This window comes from Empedobacter brevis NBRC 14943 = ATCC 43319 (genome assembly GCF_000382425.1).
Taxonomy (GTDB): Bacteria; Bacteroidota; Bacteroidia; order Flavobacteriales; family Weeksellaceae; genus Empedobacter; species Empedobacter brevis.
The window spans coordinates 320,630-343,617 of sequence record NZ_KB908293.1; the positions used below are offsets into that span (position 1 = coordinate 320,630).

The window sequence follows — 22,988 nt, forward strand, 5'->3', positions numbered from 1 at the left end:
CTAAAATAATTATATAATATGGAAATAATCAAACGATTAAGCACTTTAGCTTTTGTAGGAATGTTAGGTTTTACAGCATTTAGTTGTTTAAATACTGATGATAGCGATAATTCATACACAATCGATGGTTTCTTTGTTGGAACCAAAATAGATGTCAATCAAGATTCTATTCAACCGGTTGGGCAACAAACAAATGTTCACGTTACTTTTACAACAAATAATTCTTGTCAAAAATTTGTTACTTTCCAAACCTTGAAAGGTGGTAATGATTCTATACAAAACATTGGCGCATATGGGACACAATCTAGTGGAAGTACATGTGTTGATGAAAAGAAATCAGTAACCAAAACATACAAGTTCACACCTAAAAAAGCAGGAAGAAACACCATCAGAGTTTGGGCAGGTAAAGACGCAATCGATCCAACAAAAGATATTTATATTGAAGAAGTTCTAGAAATTAAAGCGAACTAAAATAAAGTCTAATAAATTTGAATAACGACTCTCTTGAATACTTAATCAAGCAATGTCAAGAACAAAACAGAAAAGCTCAAGAAGAAATTTACGCTGAGTTTTCCTCTGTTTTATTCTCGATATGTCTTCGTTATGCTGAAAATTACGAAGATGCTCAGGATGTTTTTCAAGAGGGTTTCATTCTTATTTTCAATAAAATAAATCAATTCAAATTTGAAGGTTCTTTTGAAGGATGGATGAAACGGATTATGGTAAATCTCAACTTAGAGAAACTTAAAAAGAAAAATCCTCTCCCATTTGAAAATTACGAAAACCTCATTGCAACACATGAAGACGACGATGAACTTGAACAAGATTTTGATTATCAACAATTGCTAGAAGCTGTTCATAATCTTCCTCCACAATACAGGCAAGTTTTTAACCTCTACGTTTTTGAAGAATACTCCCACCAAGAAATTGCAGAAATGCTAACCATTTCAGTAGGCACTTCAAAATCAAACTTATCAAGAGCTAGAAATTTATTAAAACAAAAACTTAATTTTTTAAAAACTGTCACAGAAGATGAAGAAATTTGATCAACATATTAAAGAGAAACTATCTCAACCTCAACTTCCTCCGATGGATGCTTGGAAAAATATCCAAGAAAAATTGGATGAAAAGGAAAAGAAAAAACGACTCCTTCCTATTTTTTATTGGATTGGCTCTACAGCTGCATGTTTAGTTGCCGGAATTGGTATTTATTATTTTAATCAGAATAAATCTATCGACATCAACAACATTCCCTCGAATGAAGTTGTAAACAATAAGACAACTTCTTCTGAAAACCCTTTGCCTTCTATAAAAAATAGTGAAGAACAAAACTCTGTTGAAAACGTCAATAAGCCTGTTCATCAGCAAATTAATCATTCCAAAAAATTAGGCAACAATTCATTTCAATATTTAAATCATCGTATTGAACAAGCCCATTTATTTTCCACAAATAAGGAGAATGAACAAAAGGAAAGTTTAACCCCTGGTTTAGCTTTAAATAATTCTATTCAGCATGAATTATCTATTCAAACAAAGAATTCGGCATTACAAAATAATGAAACTGAGAAAAAAGAATTTAGTACAAATGCTAAAGACGAAAAACCTTTAGAATTAGTTCTTGAAGAAGAAAAAAAGAAACAAGACGAAAAAATTGAGATCAAAAAGATGTCTCCTATTTTAGCTGTTTCTTCTTATATAAACCCTACAATGATGTTAGAATCAAAGTCTATTTTAGCCAATGAATTTAATGATCATACCATTAAAAATAATATGACTGTAGCTTATGGAGCAAAAGTTTCTGTACGTTTGAATGATAAATTGAATATACGCTCCGGAATTGCCAAAGTTGAATTAGAGCAGCAGACGAATAATATAAATTCTGGGATTAATACTGGTGTTTATGCTATTTCTTCAAATAATATAAATCTCAATTCTTCAACTAACATTACTTACAATAGCAATATTAGGGTAATTGCCAACACGCCTGGTCATCAAAACCCTGCAACAACTATGTTGACTTCTCAATCGAGTAATATGGAGCAAAAAATTCATTATATCGAAGTCCCGTTAGAGATGGAATATAGATTAGCTAGTTTTGATAAGTTTAACCTTTTGGCTACTGCAGGAGGAAGTTATTATGTCGTGACTAAAAATTCCATTTCATTGACAGATGCCAATTCAAGATCTCAGTATACATTAGGTAAAGCAAACAACTTAAACACTATGAGTTATAGTGCGAATGCCGGTGTAAAATTAGAGTACATATTATCCAACAAATCGAGTTTAAATCTTGAACCGAATTACCGATATATGTTAAATCCTCTTCAAAATGTAGATGCTAAAAATCCTTCATTGTTAGGACTAAATATAGGTTTTTCAATTAAGTTTTAGCAAAAAAGACGAAGTTATTCTTCGCCTTTATTGTTATTTAATTTAATCAAAATTGTATTATTTTCTTCTGTCATTTCCACTTTTGCTTCTTCAAAAGTAGGTTCACGCAAAATAGGATCTAGATTTTTAGAAAACCCATAAGGTTCTTTCCGGACTCCCAAGAAGCTTTTATCCAGTTTTTTATTGTTGTTCGTATCCAAAAATACTTTCACCGCATAAAATGTTGGTTCAATATCTTTGAAAACCGTCTCATACTTGTCTATATCAGCAACAGGAACATATAATTTTTTGAACGCATTTTGACCTTTTGTATAATTTTCTACATTTCTATAAAATTCTATTGCCAAATTCCCTTTCATTTTCTTAAGATTTGTGATAGACAATTTTACATCAATCTGTGCCATGACTATTTGAGTAAAAAATAACACAACTATTATAAAAATTTTCTTCATTTCTTAATTTTTTAATCAACTTATTTACAAATACTTAAAACCTACTATCTGTAAATATTATTCTAAATTATTAGGATGAAAAAGTACCTCTTTTTTACCTTAACAATCTGTTTCTCAATTGGAATAATTATTTCTGAATTATTAATTCCTGCAACAAATTTACGAATTATATTTTTCCTATTAATTATTCTACTTTTTATCTCTTTGTTAAAAAATAATAATCGTCAAAATATCATTCCTTTTTTAGGTATTTCCATTATTTTAGGCTACTATATTCATCAAAACTATAATCAACATCAGAATATTGACTTAAATACAGATTCCGAAATTCATTTCTTAAAAATCATTTATAAGTTTGATTCTTCTGAAAAATATGTAAAATATGCCGCGAAAGATATCGAAACACACCAACAAATTTTACTCTATTTACAACCTCAACAGCCAATAGTATATCCTAATGATGAGATTATTGTTCATGGAAAGATGAATGAAATTGAACAACCTCTGAATCCATATCAATTTAATTACAAACGTTTCTTAAATAGAAAAAGAATTTATTCACAAATATTTTCAAACGAAATTATTTCTATCCACAAAGAAGGAAATGGTTTTGGGAATTGGGCAGCAAAATCGAAAGTAAAAATACGAAATACGCTTTTAAAACAAGGTTACACACTTGAAAGCAGGGCTATTATTTCTTCGATACTTCTAGGAGATAGAACAGAGCTTCCAAATGAATTAAATGAAAGTTACATTACCGCCGGAGTCGTTCACATCCTATGCATTTCCGGACTACATGTCATGATGATTTATATGATTTTACAAGTTGTTTTACAACCTTTATTCACACTAAAAAATGGTAGAAAAATAAGAATTATTATCAGTTTACTCTGTATCTGGCTTTTTGCCTATTATGTTGACTTACAACCTCCTGTTTTTCGTTCTGCTTTGATGATTTCGATTTATTATATCAGTGAGTTGCTCCATCGTCCTAAAAATATTTTCCATACACTCTCCCTTTCTGCCTTTATCATTCTGATTTTTCAACCAAACTTCTTGTTTGACGTTGGATTTCAGCTGAGTTTTTCGGCTGTATTTTTCATTGTTTGGCTCAACCCGATATTAGAGTATTACTGGAAAATAAAAAACAGTTTTTTCAGAAAAATAAAAGTGATGATTGAAACAAGTATTTCAGCTCAATTAGGAACTCTACCTGTTTCACTCTATTATTTTAATCAATTTTCAGGCTTATTCTTATTCGGAAATTTAGTCTTAATCCCTGCTTCTTTTTTGATGATTTGTGGTGGAATTATAAGTATTATTCTGGTTATTTTTGATTTTAACATTCCGGTTTATACCTGGACCTTCAATCAACTTATTTATTGTTCTAATCAATATATTTACTGGTTGTCCAGTTTTAAATTTGTTTCTAAAGATGTTCACATCAGCTTGTTTACATCTGTTTTGATTGGTGTAATACTGTATTCTTTAAAGCCTCTATTACTTAAAAAATCTAAAAAGGCGCTATTTGTTTGTGTTATAAGTTTATTCCTTTTGGAAGTTGATCGGTTTTATCAGGTTTTTCACTTAAATAATTCAAATGAATTAATCATTTTTAATCAGTACAAAAATAGCATCATTGGAATCAGAAATCAACGAAATTTATCCATTCTAAGTAGAGAGCCACTTGATCAAATAACCTATGATTATACGATTAAACCTTATAAAATTCATCAACGAATCAAGAACATTACATTTTATTCTTATGACTCAAGTTTTACTCATCCGAATTTTATCAAACATCCAAATTCTATCGAAACTGATTCTTTTAAATTATTAATCAATGAAGAGCCAACTGATACTCCTTTTTATGTATTAATCCATCAATCGAGAATGTATAATTTTGGAAACACGGACAAATTAAAAAGGGTAATTGCTGATGCCAGCAATTACCCTTCAATTGTTACAGAACTCGAAAAAACGTCTGATTCTGTTTTATGGAAAACCTCAGAAAGAGGTTATTTCTTGATTAAATTTTGATATCATTTATGAAATCAGAAGAACTTCGAAAACCTAAAACGACTTTATTAACATCTCCTTTTCCATTCATCAGAACAGTCGCAGGATAGCTTAATTGCCCGTTCGTAAAGGCGTAGGCCATGTAATTCGCTTTCGCCGGTGCAATGTACGTATACTGGATTCCTAAAAATTTTACCATATCCTTCGTTTCAGCATCAAATTTTACCGGAATGTAATTTTTATTTACATATTCCGTCACCTTCTTATCTGTAAAAGTTTCTTTGTCCAAACGCTTACAGAATCCACACCAAGTTGTATAAAAATTAATCAATACAGGTTTTTCCGGATGTGCCTTTATTTCTTTTGTTGCTTCTTCTAATGACAACCATTTAATTTCTTGTCCGAAAAGAAATGATGATAAAATTAGGGCAGCGATTGCTAAGCTTGATTTCATAAATTTCAATCTATATTATTTAACTCCATGCATCAATTTCTTCATCACCGGATTTAATGCAATAACAATTAAACCGGCCACAATTGGTACAATTGTAAAAATTAAGAAGAAAGTTGATAATGAATATTCTTTTGTAATATTTTCGATTTGGCCTCCTAAAATGGCTGCCAATTTATTTCCAATTGCAATTGCAAGGTACCACATTCCGAACATAAATGCAATCATACGAGCTGGAACTAATTTCGAAACATACGAAAGCCCTACCGGCGACAAGCAAAGTTCTCCTAATGTATGGAACAGATAAGCTAAAACTAACCAAATAATTGAAACACGAACTCCTTCTGAAATTCCGTAAGAACCAAAAGCTAAGAATCCGAATCCAACTGCCATAATGATTAATCCTAATCCATATTTAACAGAAGCTGAAGGATTGTATTTAGAATCCCAAACGCGAGATACTAATGATGCTAATGCAATAATAAAGAAAGAGTTTAATGTAGAAAACCATGAAACTGTAATTTCTACCTGACTATCTTTAATTTCTGCAACTCTAGCAGGCACTACTTCTGAAGGTTTGTTTTGATTTTTATATTCAGCATCTAATTTCACTAAGCTTTCCGGAGAAACCAATACAAATTTGTCTCCTTCTTTGTGAATGTTAATTTCAGATCCTTTTGGCAAAGCATCTTGAGAGGCTAAATTAATGACATTATCAACAATAACATCTGTAGGTTTTGCAACATAAGAAGCTGTTACAGGTTCTAAATTAAATGTAGGTAATCCTTTGTCATCTAAAACCGGTTTCCCTGCTTCATCTACTTTAGCAGTTTTCACTGCTTTATAAGAAATATCATATGAATGAGAAGACCAGTTATAATTTAACATCCAAATTGCAGCAGCCCAAATACCTAAAAACGTAAAGGCTAATACAATATTCGATAATGCAGCCTTTTTGAACGTTTGTTTTGCCAATAAAATCAATACATAAGAGATAAACAATAACGGAACTACTGTCAGCAATGTATTGAATATATTAAATGCCATTGCAGCACCACCAATTAAATTACGCTCTGTATTGTCTCTCGCAAAAATAACCAGCGATGTTGCTCCTTGTTCAAAAGACATCCAGAAGAAGATCACGAAGAAAGCAAAGATGATCACTGCAATCATACGATCACGAACAATTTTTGTATAATTGGCCAAACGGCGAATTACAACAACTAAGAACAAGAAAAGAGCAACTAAAATCACAATATTTTGTCCTGATAATCCCCCGATAGAGAACGGGAATAAGTTAATTCCTCCGATTGCATTTAATGGATCATTGAACGCATATCCTAAACCTAAAAGGGTCATGATTACAATCAAGATTTGATCTAAAACTGTAAAAGGATTTGGTTTTTCTCCCGGTTCATATTTAGGAGTCTCATCATCTGCCGTCAATTGATTTCCGGATTTTGAAGGGACTTCTCCAATATGTCCAAATAATGGTTTTGCCAACCAGAATTGTAATGTACCCAATAACATAAAGATTCCGGCTAATCCGAATCCCCAATGCCATCCTACTTTTTCTGCTAAGAATCCACATAGCATCATTCCGAAAAATGCACCGGCGTTTACTCCCATGTAGAAGATGGTATAAGCTCCATCTTTTTTCTCTGGGAAATCTTTGTACATTTCTGATAAGATAGAAGTCATGTTTGGTTTAAAGAAACCTGTTCCAATTACTAAACACGCTAATCCTAAATATAAAAATAAAGGTGTATCAAAGGCCATAAATGCATGTCCTAATGTCATAATAATTGCACCTATTACAACTGCCCAGCGATAACCTATAAACTTATCGGCAATAATACCTCCGAAAATAGGCGTAATGTATAATAACATTGCGTATGTTCCATACAAAGCCGTTGCTTTTTCTATGGACCATTCCCAACCTGGATTTAATCCAATAACTGCAGCTGTTAAAAACTGAATTAATAAAACGCGCATTCCGTAAAACGAGAATCGCTCCCACATTTCTGTAAAGAAAAGTACAAATAATCCCGAAGGATGTCCTAGCACTTTTGAATCAAAGAAATTTTCCGATTTTGAACTCATGTTTGTTTGTTAAAAAGTATATATCTTAAAAGTTATTTTACGTCTTGCATTAGTTTACGAATCAATGGTGAAACTAATATTAAAATCACACCTGCAACTACAGCGTACAATGCAATTTCTTTGTACCCCTGAGCATAAGAAAAAAGACGTTCTAAATTAGTTGCATTTTCATTTGTAGAATTCGACATTCCTGCACCTATCATTCCTGCTACATACTGCCCATAAGCTGACGCTAAGAACCACATTCCCATCATCATTCCTTGTAAGTTATGTGTAGAAAGTTTTGTCATAATAGATAAACCTATTGGTGATAAACACAGTTCTCCAAATGTAATGACCAATAAAGCTAATGTAAAGAAGTTTAATGAAGTAATTCCCTCTGCATTCGCAAAGAATTTAGTGGCAAATAGAACATAATATCCTAATCCTAAAAGAATAAATCCTAAACCAAATTTTACAACTGTATTGGGTTCGATCTTTCTTTTTGCTAACCATAACCATAATAATCCTAATAACGGTGCAATCAAAATAATGAAAAATGCTCCACCTGAATTATTTACTCCATTTGGATCTAAATGAACGCCTAATAAATTTGAATCAAGGTTTTTGGCAGCGTAAATACTTAATGATCCTCCAGCTTGCTCATATATCCCCCAAAATAAGATAGAGAATAAAATAAAAATCAAGGCTGCATACAATTTTTTTCGTTCATTCGCTGTCACTTTTGTCATTTCATAAAATAGATATAACAACGTAATTGGCCCAACTGTATACATAAAGTAGTCTGTATAATCCGTATTTTTTACCATTGCCATGATTAATGGAATAGATAAAAGTGTACATACATAAACTGCTATTTCTTTCCATAATGGCATTCTCTGACTTTCACCAGAAGGCAAAATTTTGCGAGGTTGCAAGCCTATTGGCCCTAAGTGTTTTTCTGTAAAAAAGAAGTTAATTAAACTGACTAACATGACAAAAGCAGCCAAACCAAAAGCCACATTCCATCTGTGTGCCGCATCGATAAAGTCTGTGAATAAGTGCCCTTTCCCAATTGCAATACAAAGATATCCTCCAAGAAAAGCTCCTAAATTAATTCCTGCATAGAAAAGTGAAAAACCTGCATCTGTTCTCTCGTCCCCTTTTTTATACAATTCTCCTACCATTGTAGAGATATTTGGTTTAAAGAAACCTGTTCCTACAACAGTGAAAGACATTCCCAAGAAAAATAATGAGTGTGGATCTGAAGCCAATAAAATACTTCCTAAAATCATTAAGGATCCTCCCCAAAACAATGATTTCCTGAATCCTAAAATTTTATCTGCAAATAAACCACCTACAAATGTAAAAGCATAAACAAAGGCCTGTATTGCAGCATATTGTAATTGCGACTGTGCTTCTTCAAACTTCAATTGATCAATCATGAAGAATACTAACATTCCTCTCATTCCGTAGAAGCAGAACCTCTCCCACATTTCAGAAAAGAAAAGACTCCAGATCTGTTTTGGATACTTTCCTTTAAAATTCTGAATTTCCTCTAAAGTTAATTCTTTACTCATAATTTCTTTAACTAAGTGCTAATATATCTTTTAGATTTTATTAGCAATCAACGAAAATAAAAAAAACCTCTGACAATGCAGAGGTTTTTTTTATTTAATGTATGATTTTTGTCAAATTGAATTATGAATCAGCCTATTCTTTGGCTTATTATAATAAATACAGATTGTTTATTATAAATTCTTCTTGATAAAATTCGTCATCTTACGATAAAGCTGAATTCTGGTATTACCACCATATATTCCGTGATCTTTATCTGTATAAATGGCCATATCAAAATCTTTGTTTGCTTGTACCAAAGCTTCTGATAATTCGAATGTATTTTGCGGATGAACATTGTCATCTGCTGAGCCAGAAATTAATAAGAAATTACCTTTCAAATCTCCTGCATAGTTAATTGGTGAGTTATCATCATATCCCGAAGCATTTTCTTCAGGTGTGCGCATAAAACGTTCAGTATAAACAGAATCATAATAACGCCAATTTGTTACCGGAGCAACGGCAATCGCTGCTTTGAAGATATCATTTCCTTTAAATAATACGTTCGAAGCCATAAAACCTCCATAAGACCATCCCCAAATTCCAATACGAGATTTATCTACATAAGGTAATTTCCCAATTTCTTTTGCTGCTGCAATCTGATCTTCCACTTCATATTTACCCAATTGTAAATACGTTTGTTTTTTGAAGGCTTCTCCTTTATATCCCGTTCCACGACCATCAACACAGAAAACAATATAACCTTCTTGTGCCAACATCATGTGCCAATAATCATTTGAGTTGAAATAAGCATTGTTCACATTTTGAGAACCCGGTCCTGAATATTGATACATCAATACAGGATATTTTTTAGTTGGGTCAAAGTTTTTTGGCTTGATGACGTAAGCATTCAATTCATTGCCTGCAGCTGTTTTTAAAACAAATAATTCTTTTGTTCCGATGTTATCCGCATTTAATTTTTCCTTTAATTGAGTATTTTCTACAATCACACCCAAATCTTTTCCAGATTTAGATTCAACTAAACTAATTGTTTTTGGCGTTGAAATTGACGAAAAAGTATTAATGAAATAGGTGAAATTCTTACTGAAAGCAGCCGAATTCGTTCCATTATTCTTTGTCAGCATTGTGGTCTTCTTACCATCTAAGCTAACCGATGAAATCTGTCTTTCTGTAGAAATACGTTTTCCGTTGTTAGAATTTGATTGATAATAAACCGTTTTATTTGCCGGGTTATATCCATAATAATTTGTTACCTCCCAATCTCCTATCGTCACTTGATTGATTAGTTTTCCGTTATCTGCATAGTGATAAATATGATTGTTTCCATCTCGTTCAGAGGTCCATAAGAACGAATTATCCGCTAAAAATTCTACTGTTAAATTGTCTGTTTCAATCCATGCTTTATTCGTTTCTGTAAATAATTTATTTACTTTTTTAGAGCTGATATCATAAAATGATACATCCACATTATTTTGATGACGATTAGACGTCACAACTGTTAATAAATTCGTTTTTTTAGAAAACTTAATTTTCGGAATGTAATAATTTTGTACACCACTTAAGTCAACATTTGTCGTCGAATTATTTTTTGTATCAAAAACATGCAGCGTCACCACTGAATTATCTTGCCCTGCTTTTGGATACTTATATCTTAGCTCTTTTGGATAAAGATTGTTATGGTAAATCGGAATATTAATTTCTTTCACCTTTGATTCGTCGAAACGTACATAAGCCAAAGAAGTTCCATCTGCATTCCAATCAAAATTTCTTACAAAGCCAAATTCTTCTTCATATACCCAGTCATTAATTCCATTGATGATACTATTCTTTTTACCGTCAGTCGTAACTTGTGTTACTTTATTTGTTTTTAAGTCTTGAATATAGATGTTATTCTCAAACGAAAAAGCTACTTTTGAAGCATCAGGAGAGAATAAAGGCTCTTGAATGCCTTTCCCTTCAAATACCAATACTTTAGATTTCGTCTGCGTATCGTAAACTTCAAATTTTGCAGTAAAAGAGTGACGATAAATTTGGTCAGAGTCTGTTTGCAACAAGACATAACGTTCATCAGAGCTAAATTCATATCCTTCGAATTTTCCGGGAACTACCACTACATCCGACGATTGTCCTTTCTTTAAAGTTGACTCGTAAGAACGTTTTACCAGTCCGTCTCTTGTCAAAATAGTATAATTTTCACCATCGTTCAATGAATTTACACCATATAAGGATGTATCACGATATTTTCCGCCGTAGATTCCTTCAAGTGTAATCTGCTGCGCATACGAATATACACCCGTCACCAAAACAGCTAAACTTAAAATAAATTTCTTCATAGTTTTCTTAAAATGTGAGTTCAAACTCTCAAATATAATCAATTCTGTTTTATACTTAAAACAATTATCAGCTGATTATAATTCATCATTTTATCAAAAACATATATTATTCAATAAAAACAAGGTGAATTCATCAAACAATTGTAATATAACTATTTAAACAATACAACTGATACTTCTTACAATATGTGTCCATAAATATTCAGTTTTGTCCACATTTGTCCTCTTCTGTCCTTAAAATTTTTGTAAATAAATAGATTAAAAAAATTCAACCTCCTCTATAGACCTTTGTTTATATAGGTTTCCATGCTGATCGAAGAACAATCAAAGAAAACACAAATAAACCCTGAAAAAATTTATAAAAAAATAAAAACGTTGTAGTAAAAAATCAGCATCCAATTTTAAACTAAATCAATATGAAAGAGAAATAATTTTGTCTGATATGAATATCTATATTTAACTCAAAAATGTTATCTACAACGTGTTTTTTTACTTAAATACGTTATTCAAAGCGGTACTTGCTTAAATTCAATACTTTAAATTAAAATTCATTGGTAGATAGTAACAATTATCTTAAGTAGCTTTTTTTAGAGAATAAATAATATTTAATTAGAGACAACCTATCCGTTAAGACATCTAAAACCATAATATTGTTTAATATAGCAATATTAAGGTTTTAGATCGAATAGCTTATTTTATTAAATTAATACCTCTTTTATCTTTTTTAATATTTATTTTTTTTCTTTTAATATTTATTGATTAATATTGAATCTTATATTCATCTTTTAACAAAAAAACAATATTAAATGAAAAAAACGAGCATATAAATAGATATCATAGTAAATATTCTGCTGATGTTATTTTAAAATACTACAGCTCTAGAAGTAAAATGCCTGTGATAGCTTCTCCTTATATAAGCATAGGTTTAACAAAAAATAAATTCAAACCAGGAAGACCAAATGTTTTACTCTCATCTGAAAATATTATTAAACAAAATACATTATTTCAAACGGCTACTTTAATAGAAAAACAAACTATTTTAAGAGAAAGCACATCAAAATCAGGTAGTTATTTCATTGAATACAAGTTAATACCTGATGATAAATTTAATTATATCCCTTTAAATTAATTATGAGAAAGTTATTATTAATACTTAGTTTATTCATTATCTTTTCGTGCAATAATGATGACGATTCAGCACCAATAAACCCAAATCCTGAACCTAATAAGGAAGAATTTTATAAATTCTCTACTAATTATACAATCCTTGATCAAAAGTATTATAAAGGTCCTGGTGGAAACGAATATGCACTGGAGGCTGATGCTTTTTTCAAAAAACAATGGTCTTTTTATAATGATCCATCTATAAAAACCATTCAGCTAAAAAAAGATTCAGTTATTATTAACGAGAATCTTTCTATTCAAAAATATAAGTTTACAAAAGATGGAAATAATATTCTGATAGAAGAAGGTGGTAAAAAAATTATTTTAGGTTCTGTAGATCAAATAAATAAATCCCTAAGTGTATACAAAAATTATCAAACATCCTTAATTATTAAGAATAAAGAAACCAACGAAACTTTATATAATAAGGGAAGTAAATATGGGAAGATTACATATAATGATATTTTTCCCTCAGTAGTATCATCTCCAAAACAGTTAACATCTAAAAATGAATTTGTTTTTTGGAGTAATATTGAATACACTTTCAATCAATAATCTATTAGAAAAAAAAACTATAACACCTTTTATGTAATATACAAACCTCCAATTGGAGGTTTTTTTATGATTAAAAAACCTCTATTTTAGACATGATTAGTTTTTTTGTAATCTTCTAACCTATTTTATTTTTTTATAAATTATTACAATACAATTCTTTTCTCAAAGAAAGGTCGAAAAAAACTAATCGTAAGAAGAGGTAATTGGTACACAAAAAAGGTAATAATGCAATTAATAGCACCCTATTCATTGTATTTAGATAAATCTATTGTTCTACTAAATCGTTAAAAATTAATCAAAAAACAGAAGAAGTATCTTAAAACATTCAAAACGTTTGTACTTTTGTCTTATAAAAAATATCCAATATGAAGCATCAAGCAGTAGAAGGTTTTTCGAAATTGTCGAAAGAAGGAAAAATTGAATGGGTCGTAAACGAATATTTGAATGGCGATGATTCTGCCATCAAAATATTAAAACAATATTGGAACGACGATGCAGAGTTGCAAAAACTGCACGACGAATTTTCAGAAAATACAATTTCTAATTTCTATATGCCGTTTGGCTTAGCTCCAAATTTTTTGATCAACAACGAATTGTACGCCATTCCAATGGCTGTTGAAGAATCTTCTGTTGTTGCGGCCGCTTCTAAAGCTGCTAAATTTTGGCAAACTCGTGGAGGATTCAAAACAACGATTCTATCCACAACAAAACTTGGTCACGTGCATTTTATGTACGAAGGTGACAAAGAAAAGTTGAAAACAGCGTTTGATTCAACAATTAAAAACCAATTGATTGAAACAACAAATGACATCACAAAAAATATGCGAGCTCGTGGTGGTGGTATTTTAAATCTAGAATTAATCGATAAAACGGCTGATTTGGATCACTATTTCCAAATCAAAGCTTCTTTCGAAACAATGGATTCGATGGGAGCCAACTTCATCAACTCTTGTTTAGAACAATTTGCAAAAACTTTAAAAGCTGCAATCGAAACTGATACAAATTTTACAGATCCGGAAAAAGATTCTGTTCAAATTGTGATGTGTATTTTATCCAATTATACACCGGATTGTATTGTTCGCGCTGAAGTTTCATGTCCTATAGAACAACTGGCAGAAGGAAATGTAACGTCAGCGGAATTTATAGAGAAATTTTCTCGTGCTGTTCGCATCGCTGAAATAGAGCCTTACCGTGCAACCACACATAATAAAGGAATTATGAATGGTATTGATGCTGTTGTAATTGCAACAGGAAACGATTTTCGTGCTGTTGAAGCTTGTGCACACACTTATGCCGCAAAAGATGGTCAGTATTCATCGTTAACCCATTGCGAAGTAAAAGATGGTATTTTCCGTTTCTGGATTGATTTACCTACTGCACTTGGAACAATTGGCGGTTTAACGGCTTTACATCCATTGGTAAAATTAGCATTAGGAATTCTTGGAAAACCAAATGCAAAAGAATTGATGGGATTTGTTGCTGTAGCAGGATTAGCTCAGAACTTTGGAGCTTTACGTTCTTTGGTTACAACAGGAATTCAGAAAGGTCATATGAAAATGCACTTGATGAATATCTTGAATCAATTGGAAGCGACGGAAGAAGAGAAAAAATATTTTGTCAATTATTTCAAAGATAAAACCGTTTCACATCACAATGTAATCGAAGAATTTTGCAAAGTACGTGGTGTAAAGAATGTAGAAGAAATCAAAAAAGAGAAATAAATCTTTTGTAACAATCCAACTGAATTCAGAATTCATCCATTTATAAAAGAAGTTAGCACAACGAGATTCTGAACAATTGAAATAATTGATTGCGTTAGAATCTTTGTCGTAAAAGAAGGAGAAGTAGAAAAATGGGAGATCATTTCTTAGAAGAATATTTTGCAAAAGCAAAGCAAAAGCAGCAAGAGCATAAAAAGTTTTTGGATAAGTTAAAGAAAAAACCACCCAAAAATCTGGATCAGAAAATGGAAGAAATTCATGAAGATGTGTTCAATCGTGTGGATTGTCTTTCATGTGCAAATTGCTGCAAAACAACCGGTCCTCTTTTTACACAAAAAGACATTGAGCGATTGGCGCATGTTTTTCGCATAAAACCAAGTCAGTTTATCGATAAATATTTGCGCATTGACGAGGACAATGATTATGTTTTACAGCAATTACCTTGTCCGTTTTTAGACAACGAAAACTATTGTTTAGTGTACGAAGATCGCCCGAAGGCATGTCGTGAATACCCGCATACAGATCGGAAAAAGTTTTATCAAATCAATCATTTAACCTTAAAAAATACATTGATTTGTCCGGCAACTTATGAAGTTGTGGAACAAATGCAGAAAGAAATAAAAATATAAATGGATACACTTTTAAAAATAATTGCATTTATCATGTTGATTTTTCCAACTATTTATCAAGGAATTGCTGGTTTTAGAACAAAAGATTCCACTGTCGTTAAAAAGATTGCGTGGCGCGCTGTTATCATGCAGGTAATGGGAACTCTGCTCGCTTATTTTATTTTTATTAAAATCGGGCAAGACAAACAGGTTGCCATTTATGTTGGCTTTATGTTTTTTACATCACTTGCAATTTTAGTTTTGATACAAAATATTCTAATTTATTTAAAAAACAATAGTAATAACTAAAAAAAGCCGCTTATTGAGCGGCCTTTTTTATAACAGATTTTTGATAAAAATATTAAATTTACTATTATTCTAGCCAAATTCATTAAGCCAATAAATTGACATATTGTTCTGCTTTTTCAGTCAATTTTGATTTGACCTTATCGTAATTTGAATCAAAGAAACTGCGTAATCTAAATTTTGATTTTTTGGTTTGTATCGTTAAGATTTGGTTTCGATTGAGGCGCAAAATATCTTCTTCTTCGTACAAATAATAAATCGCCCGATAAGGAATTTCGTCTTTCTTGAAAATTGTTCGAATTTCAAAGGTTTCTTCTTTTAATGTAAATAAGGTCAAATTAAATGTCAAATCGTATAAAATTGACATCGATGCAAGTAAGGAAATCATGAAAATACCTATTTGCAGGAAAGGTTCTTTGATCCAAAAACTTCCTCCAAACCAAAATGTTTTCACAAACATAAAGTTCATCACCATTAAACATAGAAAAATGACAGTAGGAATAAGGGTTTGCCAACTAAGTTTCGATTTTACCATTGTTTTTTTGGTTTTTACTAATTTACACTTTTTTGAGATTTGATCTAGAAAATTTTTCTACTAATAAAAAACCCCAGAAAAATCCGGGGTTGATTATATTAAAAATGTGATGTTATAAAATTTCAATGATAAAACTATGATTGAGATATAGATTATAATCCAAGATTTATGCCAAATTGAATCATTTTGCGATTATCAAACGTATTATCTTTAAAATACGTATTAAAATCCTTTCGGACAAATACATCTATCAATCCTAAACCTATCGTAACTTCAGCACCATAAATAAAATTATTCACATTATAGTTTCCGCGTTGTTTATTACGAACTCCGTCTCCTTTGTAAATATTATTTGAAGATAATAATGTCCCTCCATATACATAAGCTGCGATATAATGTTTTGCTTGTGGGCGATAAGCAAAATCTTCTGTTATATTTTTCACCTTAGAGAAATTGTATTTAAACCCAACCGGAACCATAAAGTAAGCCGAACGCAACTTCGATTTATCCAATGATTTTTCACTTTTTATGACGCCTATGTTCCCGTTTTCATCCCGATTAAAACGCATATCATCATCTAAACGATAAGTTCTCCATGAAAACAAAGCTCCTGTTAAGAAATTTAAAGGACTTGTCAACGACAATTGCCTTTCATAGATCATCCCGGCAGTAAGGTTACTCGAAAATTTTTCATGCTGATTCAATTCTTCGTTTTTTTTCCCTGTAAACGCCATGTAACCGAATGATCCATATCCGTTGATTTGATTAACAATTCTGTAACGCTTTGTCACATCTTGTTTTGTTTTTGGCGTTACCGGATCTCCATTCATAATAGAAAAAGCAACCTGTTGTTTGATGATGTCATCAAGATTAAAATTTACTTCCTGAATTCGATCATTTATCGTTTCTGAATACACATTTGCAATTTCTTCTTTCCTAGCAGTTGCTTCTGAAGCCGTTAATTTTCCCTCTGCCAATTCTTTATCAACCGCTATAATCTTCTTCTCCATTGCTCCTTTTTCTTCTTGAACAATTTGACGAATTACCAAAGTGAATTCGCTGATGCGATCCCGAACAATCGGACTGATCTTTTCATCGTTTTTATCATTCAAATCAAATGTAAATTTTTGAGCGTATAGAGATGTAGCGGACAGACATACTAATCCTGCCACGATAAGTTTTTTTATCATAATCTTATTTTTAATAGATGGGGTATTATTTGAAGCCTATAGAAACCACGCGCGATTGGTTAGACTCTTTCAGGTTCTCTTTATTTTCGATAGAATACAGCAACATATTCGGATCTACAAAGTACTTCTTCTTTTTATTCTTTTTTATAGAATCTTGTGCTATGTTCGCGACAAGGTTTTTCTTTTGTTGCAATTCCGTTTTTAGTTCGTCCTTCTTCTCAGGCAATATTTCTTTTTTAATGGGCAATGAAATCTCCACTTGCTGAGATTCTTCATTTATAGCAATTTGTACTTTTCCTTTTTGTATTGCCTTTTTTTCTTCTTTTATCGGAATCTCAACTTCTTCTTTGGACGAATCTATTGTTTCATTATCTGCTAGAACAGACTCGGATGAACTAGAATTGGAAATAGAATTCATCTCAATACCAGTTCCCTTACTTTGCTCTTTGTGATTGACCAATTCTTCGTGGTTATTTTCTATTTCAGTTTGATTTATATAAAAGTAAATTGATATTGAAACTGTAAATAAAGCTACTACCGCAACAGAAAGCCACCATTTAAAATTTGATTTTCGTGCAATAGGAGCTACATCCATACGAGCCTGAATCCTATCCCATGCATCATGCGAAGGTTTCAATTCACGATTTTCTAAATCGTTTTTTATATAGTTTGATATTTTATCGTTATTTTTCATTTGTCATTTTCTTTTTACTCAGTACAATCTCTTTCAGTTTTGCTTTTGCTCTAAACAATTGCGTTTTACTCGTCGATACCGAAATATTTAACATTTCAGCAATTTCCTGGTGTGAATAATCTTCGAGAATATGAAGATTAAAAACCAAGCGATAAGGTTCGGAAAGCTGATCTAAAACTTCTTGTACATTAAAGTTTAACCATGTATCTTCTATATCATCATCTATTTCATCATAATTCGCTACTCTTACATCATCCACATAAATTAGTGTTTTATTTGCCCTCAAAAAAGTTAAACATTCATTGACCATTATTCTGCGCATCCATCCCTCGAAACTTCCTTTGCCTTGAAATTTTTGAATATGATTGAAAACTTTACAAAAACCGTTAATCATACAATCTTCTGCATAATGCATATCTTCGATGTAACTCCTGCAGATACTCAACATTTTCTTTGAGCTTTGTTCGTAGAGTTCTTTTTGCGCCAAAGTATCATTCTTTTTTAGTCGTTCGACTAAAATTTCCTCTTTGCTTTTTCGATTTAGTACAAATAAATTCACGTGTGTTAATTGCTTTCTTATTTAATAGACTCAAGGTTTGTAAAAAGGTTACAAAATTTAGAAACTTTTTATAATTTTTTGTTGAAAAATCGTTACTAATAGTATAAAAAACAATAATGGAACTTAAAAAACTAGATTTTTATCTGATACTACTTACCCTTTCTCTTATAATCTTCATCCCCTTTCTTTTATCAAACGGAGGTATTGGTGGAGATTTTATGGCATATGTGAAAGTCGCAAACAAACTTCCTATATTTGACGATAATTTATTTCCTATCGGTTTTCCACTATTTTTAAGACTGATAAAAACCTTTACCGGAGAATATTATTACAGCTCAATACTTTTAAAGAGTATTTGCTATTTATTTATCATTTGCTTTTCATACAAATATAAATTCTATTTCAGAGAAACTTTACTTGCAATGTGTTTTAAGTCTGTTATATGGATTTTTGTCTATCAAAGTTCAGAGTACATTGGTTTACCTTTTTTGTATATGTTTTTGTATTATTCTTATCTGCTTTTTAATGATAGGATAAACTTTAAGAAATATTTTATTACGTGTACAATATTAGGTTTCATACTTTGTACAATACGATATGCCAATGTATTTATTTTTATTTCCTCTCTTGTATTTATATTCTTTATTAAAAATAATTCAAGAAAAATAAAGCTTACATTGTTCAGTACAATTGTATCAATCGGTTTCTTCCTTTTTCTATATTTATTATTTAATTACTTCACAATCGGCTCATTTGCTTCGGAAAATAATAGGATAAATGATGAGACTGATTCTTTTTGGCTTGATACTTATATTGATTTTATTGGGTTAATTAATCTTTCTAACCCTTTCTTTTATCTCAAAACATTTGATTATTCATCTAAAATAAAGCTCATTGTTTCGATTATTCTCATCTCTATTGATATTATTTTTTGGTATTTTAGTATTCGTATTTTAAAAAACAATAAAAATATATTTGTAAAATTTTTAGTTGTAGTTGCCATTCTAAATGGAATTATCACTTTTTTTTCGGCTATGGCTCAAGGTATTGAACCTCTGGGTATACGACTTCTTTTTAATTCTTCTTATTTCTTTTGTTTTGCATTATTAATCAGTATTCGAGAAAATAATTTTATCTCTGATAAATGTTTATATGTAATCTGTTTTATAAGTCTGTTATATAACGCATGCTTTATTATAAAGATTCCAACAAATTTTATTTTTTACAAAAATGCTGTAGAAAATCTTGTAAAAAATAAAAAAGAACTCCCTGTATATTATTATGATGATGAGAAAAAAATTGTGCCTACGGAATATCAAATTCCTTTTACCAATAAATCATTCAATTACATCCATGAGAATAAGCAACCTGATTATATCTACAAATCAATCTTAAGATTAAATAATCCTTCAATCGAATTTTTAGATAAAAAACCAACAGAGAATACTCAACTGATTATTTATAGTTCAGAGATAAACCATTTTATTGAAAAACAAAAAATCCGCTAATTAGCGGATTTTTTGTTTTATTTCTCAAAAGAATCTTTATTTAATTCATATAGAATTTTCAACCCTTTTATCGTGTGTAAGCGATCATCAACATGTACTTTATTTGTCAATGTCTTATATACTCCGCCCACTCCGCCTGTCGAAATAACAAAAGATTCTTCTCCGACTTCTGCATTTATACGATCAATCATTCCTTCGACCATACTCAAGAATCCATAAACCATCCCCGATTGCATACAAGCTTCCGTATTTGTTCCAAGAATACTTTCCGGAGTTCGTAACTCTACTGTTGGTAGTTGAGACGTTTCACCGACCAAGGAATTGAGTGCTGTTATAATCCCTGGAGCTATTACAACTCCACGCACTTTACCATCTTCATTAATCCCTAAAAAGGTTAGAGCAGTTCCAAAATCAATGACAATTTTTTTCCCTTTGTAATCTTGATAATGTGCCGCAACGGCATTGGCATACAAATCTGTTCCCATTTGATTCGATGTATGGACAATTCCCGAAGGTGTATTGCGGTCCACAACCATTGGTTTGAACTTATGTATGCGTTGCAATGCAATTTTAACACTAGTTGTAAGTGGTGGAACGACTGAGCCGATAACGATATCCGTAATATCATCTTTCGAAATTCCAAAAGGCTCGTACATATTCGAGAATTTAGCAAAAAACTCATATTCTGTACGATAAGGCTTAGAATTTATTGTCCATGTAATAATCTCCGTTTCACTTTTGAAAACGGCAAAACGGAGATTTGTATTTCCAATATTTACTGCTAATAACATTATTTTGTAAATACATTATTTGTATAATCTACATCAGCTAAACGCTTTGTCGGATCAATTGTAATTTGTTTAACCTCTTTTGAAGTTTTCACTTCATAAACTGGATTTGTCCAAAAAGCATCTGTCAAAACAGTACGTTTTACGCCTTTGTATTCAATTAAATTTTCTGCCGGTTTTTCTCCACGCATTTCTCTCAGCGGAATGTAAAATAACTCTTTCGTCCCATCTGTATATTCGACTAAGACATCCAGTGGCATTGCAAAATCAGATTTGTTTGCAACTGCAAAAGAATTTGATTGCACATTTTCCACCGCATAATCAATTTTACGCGTTGTATTGATGAATAAATTGAAATACCATTTTAAGTTGATTCCGGAAACTTCTTCAGCTACACGCTTAAAGTCATTTGGTGTTGGATGTTTAAATTTCCATTGTTTATAAAACTCTAAAAATGTTTTATCTAAATTATCTTGTCCAATAATATATCCCAATTGAATTGCCAATACTTGACCTTTGTAATAAGCTTCTAAAGAATAAGCATAGTTCGTATTGTAATAATCAGCTAACAAGCTTGCCGGCTCTTCTTTCCCTGATAAGGCTAAATTGATATATCCTTTAGATGCATCCAAATTAGGATTAGAAGGTAAAGTTGTTTGTTTTTCGAAAACCTGTAACGAAGCTAAATTCTCTATATAAGATGTAAAACCTTCATCAAACCATTCATCAACAGTTTCATTAATTCCAAATAAATGTTGGTACCAAGAGTGAGCCGCTTCATGATAGATAACACCAACTAGAGACGCCAAGTTTCTTTCTCCTGTAATCAGTGTTGCGGTTCCGTATTCCATCCCTCCGTCACCTCCTTGTACTACTGTATAAGTTGGCCATGGGTAAGCACCGAATTTTTGAGCTGCATAATCAAAAAAAGCTGTTGTATAAGGCATTGCTTCTTTCCAGACTTTTGTTGTTTTTTCTCCTGGCTTATAAACCAGATAAACTTTTACACCTCCTTTTGATGTCCCTTCGTCTACTACAAAATCTTTGTCCGCTGCCCAAGCAAAATCATGAATATTTGTCGCTTTGAAATTCCAAGAAACACGTCCGTTCTTCTCTACAATTTTCGCATTTTTATCATATCCTTTTACATCTTTTGGATTCTGTAAAACACCTGAAGAACCGATTACATAATCTTTTCCGATATTGATTGTGACATCAAAATTACCGAAAGGAGCAATAAATTCACGTCCGACATATTCGTCTAAATGCCATCCAAAATCATCAAATTGAGCCATTTTAGGATACCATTGCGTCATCGAATAGGCCACTCCTTCTTTTGAGTTACGTCCAGATCGACGAATTTGTTCAGGAACTTGTGCTTCCCACACCATCTCAAAAGTTGTTGATTTTCCTGGTTTTATAGGTGTTGCTAATGTCACCTCTAAGATCGTTCCATCAACTTTATAAGACGTAGATTTTCCGTTCTGAGTTAGCGCTATAATCTTTTGATACCCTATATTATCATTTCCTAAAGTTGCGATACGTGATTGCATTTTAGGATTTTCTTTTGTGCCAATGTTACTCACCATTCGTTTATCCGGATCTGCAATATTTGCTAAACGATAATCCATCATCGATTTTGGTTGAAAAGCATTGAAATATAAGTGGAAATAAACTTTATTCAGACTTTGACCTGAATTATTTGTATACTTTAATTTCATTTTTCCATCGTATTGATATAAATCGTCTTTTATATCAATTGTCATTTTATAATCTACCTTTTGTTGCCAATAACCTTTACGTTGAGCAAAAGCCAATTGCACTAAAAAAAGGCAAATTAATAATGTAAATTTTCTCATTTCTAACTAATCATTAAACTTTAATCTCTCAAAAATACAAAAAAGCTTGAAACAACGGGATTTTGTTTCAAGCATTTGATGGTTTGTATAATTTACAAATATTACTTTATCGTTAAATCAACATATTCATTATCTAATTATAAGTACAGCCAACCGTTGTTACTATTCAACTATAATTTTTCTTTTTAATACTGT

General features: G+C 31.3%; 21 protein-coding genes. 10 read left to right on the plus strand and 11 right to left on the minus strand.

Translation table 11 applies throughout. From position 1 onward, the window contains the following. Positions 1-18 precede the first annotated feature (18 nt). From H277_RS0106810 to H277_RS0106820, 3 genes are read left to right on the plus strand one after another with little or no spacing between them, the layout of a single operon-like run. A complete protein-coding gene (locus H277_RS0106810; protein WP_019974835.1) occupies positions 19-471 on the plus strand; it encodes a hypothetical protein in 453 nt (150 codons plus the stop codon). Positions 472-488: 17 nt separating this feature from the next. Continuing rightward, complete coding sequence (locus H277_RS0106815) at positions 489-1,046, plus strand: RNA polymerase sigma factor (RefSeq protein ID WP_019974836.1); 558 nt, start codon at positions 489-491, stop codon at positions 1,044-1,046. Then, positions 1,033-2,391: an outer membrane beta-barrel protein gene (locus H277_RS0106820; protein ID WP_019974837.1), complete on the plus strand. Its 1,359-nt coding sequence runs from the start codon at positions 1,033-1,035 to the stop codon at positions 2,389-2,391. The genes H277_RS0106815 and H277_RS0106820 overlap by 14 nt, the downstream gene beginning before the upstream one ends. A gap of 14 nt (positions 2,392-2,405) precedes the next feature. Here H277_RS0106820 and H277_RS0106825 read toward each other — a convergent pair whose 3' ends face one another. Beyond that, positions 2,406-2,843, minus strand: coding sequence for a DUF2141 domain-containing protein (locus H277_RS0106825; protein ID WP_033422595.1), 438 nt, complete (start codon positions 2,841-2,843; stop codon positions 2,406-2,408). Between the two features lie 75 nt (positions 2,844-2,918). Here H277_RS0106825 and H277_RS0106830 point away from each other — a divergent pair, with 75 nt between their 5' ends. Next, positions 2,919-4,883: a ComEC/Rec2 family competence protein gene (locus H277_RS0106830; RefSeq protein ID WP_019974839.1), complete on the plus strand. Its 1,965-nt coding sequence runs from the start codon at positions 2,919-2,921 to the stop codon at positions 4,881-4,883. Here the strand turns inward: H277_RS0106830 and H277_RS0106835 are convergent. The 4 genes from H277_RS0106835 to H277_RS0106850 form a co-directional block, all read right to left on the minus strand. Then, on the minus strand, positions 4,873-5,316 hold the full coding sequence (locus tag H277_RS0106835) for a thioredoxin family protein (RefSeq protein WP_019974840.1): 444 nt from the start codon (positions 5,314-5,316) through the stop codon (positions 4,873-4,875). The two genes, H277_RS0106830 and H277_RS0106835, sit on opposite strands and share 11 nt — an antisense overlap. 15 nt (positions 5,317-5,331) lie before the next feature. Continuing rightward, entirely contained in the window at positions 5,332-7,416 is a 2,085-nt protein-coding gene (locus H277_RS0106840) for a peptide MFS transporter (RefSeq protein WP_019974841.1), read from the minus strand. A 32-nt stretch (positions 7,417-7,448) separates the two neighbouring features. Then, a complete protein-coding gene (locus H277_RS0106845) occupies positions 7,449-8,975 on the minus strand; it encodes a peptide MFS transporter (RefSeq protein WP_019974842.1) in 1,527 nt (508 codons plus the stop codon). Positions 8,976-9,146: 171 nt separating this feature from the next. Then, complete coding sequence (locus H277_RS0106850) at positions 9,147-11,306, minus strand: S9 family peptidase (RefSeq protein WP_019974843.1); 2,160 nt, start codon at positions 11,304-11,306, stop codon at positions 9,147-9,149. Between the two features lie 889 nt (positions 11,307-12,195). On the opposite strand from H277_RS0106850, the gene H277_RS0106855 reads away from it, so the two are divergent. From H277_RS0106855 to H277_RS0106875, 5 genes are all read left to right on the plus strand, one after another. After that, positions 12,196-12,435, plus strand: a complete 240-nt coding sequence (locus tag H277_RS0106855) for a hypothetical protein (protein ID WP_019974844.1) — start codon at positions 12,196-12,198, stop codon at positions 12,433-12,435. A 2-nt stretch (positions 12,436-12,437) separates the two neighbouring features. Continuing rightward, positions 12,438-13,025 carry a hypothetical protein gene (locus H277_RS0106860; RefSeq protein ID WP_019974845.1) on the plus strand — a complete coding sequence of 196 codons (588 nt, stop codon included), beginning with the start codon at positions 12,438-12,440 and terminating at the stop codon, positions 13,023-13,025. A 365-nt stretch (positions 13,026-13,390) separates the two neighbouring features. Then, positions 13,391-14,746 carry a hydroxymethylglutaryl-CoA reductase, degradative gene (locus tag H277_RS18750; RefSeq protein WP_019974846.1) on the plus strand — a complete coding sequence of 452 codons (1,356 nt, stop codon included), beginning with the start codon at positions 13,391-13,393 and terminating at the stop codon, positions 14,744-14,746. A 131-nt stretch (positions 14,747-14,877) separates the two neighbouring features. Continuing rightward, complete coding sequence (locus H277_RS0106870) at positions 14,878-15,375, plus strand: YkgJ family cysteine cluster protein (RefSeq protein ID WP_019974847.1); 498 nt, start codon at positions 14,878-14,880, stop codon at positions 15,373-15,375. Then, the gene (locus H277_RS0106875; protein ID WP_019974848.1) at positions 15,376-15,663 is read left to right on the plus strand and encodes a hypothetical protein; all 288 of its coding nucleotides are present in this window, start codon (positions 15,376-15,378) and stop codon (positions 15,661-15,663) included. Positions 15,664-15,745: 82 nt separating this feature from the next. Here the strand turns inward: H277_RS0106875 and H277_RS0106880 are convergent, their stop codons facing one another. From H277_RS0106880 to H277_RS0106895, 4 genes are all read right to left on the minus strand, one after another. Continuing rightward, positions 15,746-16,195: a hypothetical protein gene (locus tag H277_RS0106880; protein ID WP_146810736.1), complete on the minus strand. Its 450-nt coding sequence runs from the start codon at positions 16,193-16,195 to the stop codon at positions 15,746-15,748. Between the two features lie 152 nt (positions 16,196-16,347). Beyond that, complete coding sequence (locus tag H277_RS0106885) at positions 16,348-17,385, minus strand: porin family protein (RefSeq protein WP_019974850.1); 1,038 nt, start codon at positions 17,383-17,385, stop codon at positions 16,348-16,350. A 25-nt stretch (positions 17,386-17,410) separates the two neighbouring features. After that, positions 17,411-18,079 (minus strand): hypothetical protein, encoded by a 669-nt coding sequence (locus H277_RS0106890; protein ID WP_019974851.1) that lies wholly within the window; start codon positions 18,077-18,079, stop codon positions 17,411-17,413. Further along, a complete protein-coding gene (locus tag H277_RS0106895; protein WP_019974852.1) occupies positions 18,069-18,638 on the minus strand; it encodes an RNA polymerase sigma factor in 570 nt (189 codons plus the stop codon). Before H277_RS0106895 ends, H277_RS0106890 begins: the two co-directional genes overlap by 11 nt. Before the next feature lie 116 nt (positions 18,639-18,754). Between H277_RS0106895 and H277_RS20165 the strand changes: the two genes are divergently transcribed. Next, positions 18,755-20,146 carry a hypothetical protein gene (locus H277_RS20165; RefSeq protein WP_146810734.1) on the plus strand — a complete coding sequence of 464 codons (1,392 nt, stop codon included), beginning with the start codon at positions 18,755-18,757 and terminating at the stop codon, positions 20,144-20,146. A gap of 17 nt (positions 20,147-20,163) precedes the next feature. Here H277_RS20165 and H277_RS0106905 read toward each other — a convergent pair whose 3' ends face one another. After that, positions 20,164-20,937 (minus strand): type III pantothenate kinase, encoded by a 774-nt coding sequence (locus H277_RS0106905; RefSeq protein ID WP_019974854.1) that lies wholly within the window; start codon positions 20,935-20,937, stop codon positions 20,164-20,166. Continuing rightward, entirely contained in the window at positions 20,937-22,793 is a 1,857-nt protein-coding gene (locus H277_RS0106910; protein WP_019974855.1) for a M1 family metallopeptidase, read from the minus strand. Before H277_RS0106910 ends, H277_RS0106905 begins: the two co-directional genes overlap by 1 nt. Positions 22,794-22,988 lie beyond the last annotated feature (195 nt).

What these genes read in the sequence shown, in the direction of transcription:
- H277_RS0106810 (WP_019974835.1), top strand. Translation starts at nt 19, where the DNA reads ATGGAAATAATCAAACGATTAAGCACTTTAGCTTTTGTAGGAATGTTA.
- H277_RS0106820 (WP_019974837.1), top strand. Translation starts at nt 1,033, where the DNA reads ATGAAGAAATTTGATCAACATATTAAAGAGAAACTATCTCAACCTCAA.
- H277_RS0106825 (WP_033422595.1), bottom strand. Translation starts at nt 2,843, where the DNA reads ATGAAGAAAATTTTTATAATAGTTGTGTTATTTTTTACTCAAATAGTC.
- H277_RS0106830 (WP_019974839.1), top strand. Translation starts at nt 2,919, where the DNA reads ATGAAAAAGTACCTCTTTTTTACCTTAACAATCTGTTTCTCAATTGGA.
- H277_RS0106835 (WP_019974840.1), bottom strand. Translation starts at nt 5,316, where the DNA reads ATGAAATCAAGCTTAGCAATCGCTGCCCTAATTTTATCATCATTTCTT.
- H277_RS0106840 (WP_019974841.1), bottom strand. Translation starts at nt 7,416, where the DNA reads ATGAGTTCAAAATCGGAAAATTTCTTTGATTCAAAAGTGCTAGGACAT.
- H277_RS0106845 (WP_019974842.1), bottom strand. Translation starts at nt 8,975, where the DNA reads ATGAGTAAAGAATTAACTTTAGAGGAAATTCAGAATTTTAAAGGAAAG.
- H277_RS0106850 (WP_019974843.1), bottom strand. Translation starts at nt 11,306, where the DNA reads ATGAAGAAATTTATTTTAAGTTTAGCTGTTTTGGTGACGGGTGTATAT.
- H277_RS0106855 (WP_019974844.1), top strand. Translation starts at nt 12,196, where the DNA reads ATGCCTGTGATAGCTTCTCCTTATATAAGCATAGGTTTAACAAAAAAT.
- H277_RS0106860 (WP_019974845.1), top strand. Translation starts at nt 12,438, where the DNA reads ATGAGAAAGTTATTATTAATACTTAGTTTATTCATTATCTTTTCGTGC.
- H277_RS18750 (WP_019974846.1), top strand. Translation starts at nt 13,391, where the DNA reads ATGAAGCATCAAGCAGTAGAAGGTTTTTCGAAATTGTCGAAAGAAGGA.
- H277_RS0106870 (WP_019974847.1), top strand. Translation starts at nt 14,878, where the DNA reads ATGGGAGATCATTTCTTAGAAGAATATTTTGCAAAAGCAAAGCAAAAG.
- H277_RS0106875 (WP_019974848.1), top strand. Translation starts at nt 15,376, where the DNA reads ATGGATACACTTTTAAAAATAATTGCATTTATCATGTTGATTTTTCCA.
- H277_RS0106880 (WP_146810736.1), bottom strand. Translation starts at nt 16,195, where the DNA reads ATGGTAAAATCGAAACTTAGTTGGCAAACCCTTATTCCTACTGTCATT.
- H277_RS0106885 (WP_019974850.1), bottom strand. Translation starts at nt 17,385, where the DNA reads ATGATAAAAAAACTTATCGTGGCAGGATTAGTATGTCTGTCCGCTACA.
- H277_RS0106890 (WP_019974851.1), bottom strand. Translation starts at nt 18,079, where the DNA reads ATGAAAAATAACGATAAAATATCAAACTATATAAAAAACGATTTAGAA.
- H277_RS20165 (WP_146810734.1), top strand. Translation starts at nt 18,755, where the DNA reads ATGGAACTTAAAAAACTAGATTTTTATCTGATACTACTTACCCTTTCT.
- H277_RS0106905 (WP_019974854.1), bottom strand. Translation starts at nt 20,937, where the DNA reads ATGTTATTAGCAGTAAATATTGGAAATACAAATCTCCGTTTTGCCGTT.
- H277_RS0106910 (WP_019974855.1), bottom strand. Translation starts at nt 22,793, where the DNA reads ATGAGAAAATTTACATTATTAATTTGCCTTTTTTTAGTGCAATTGGCT.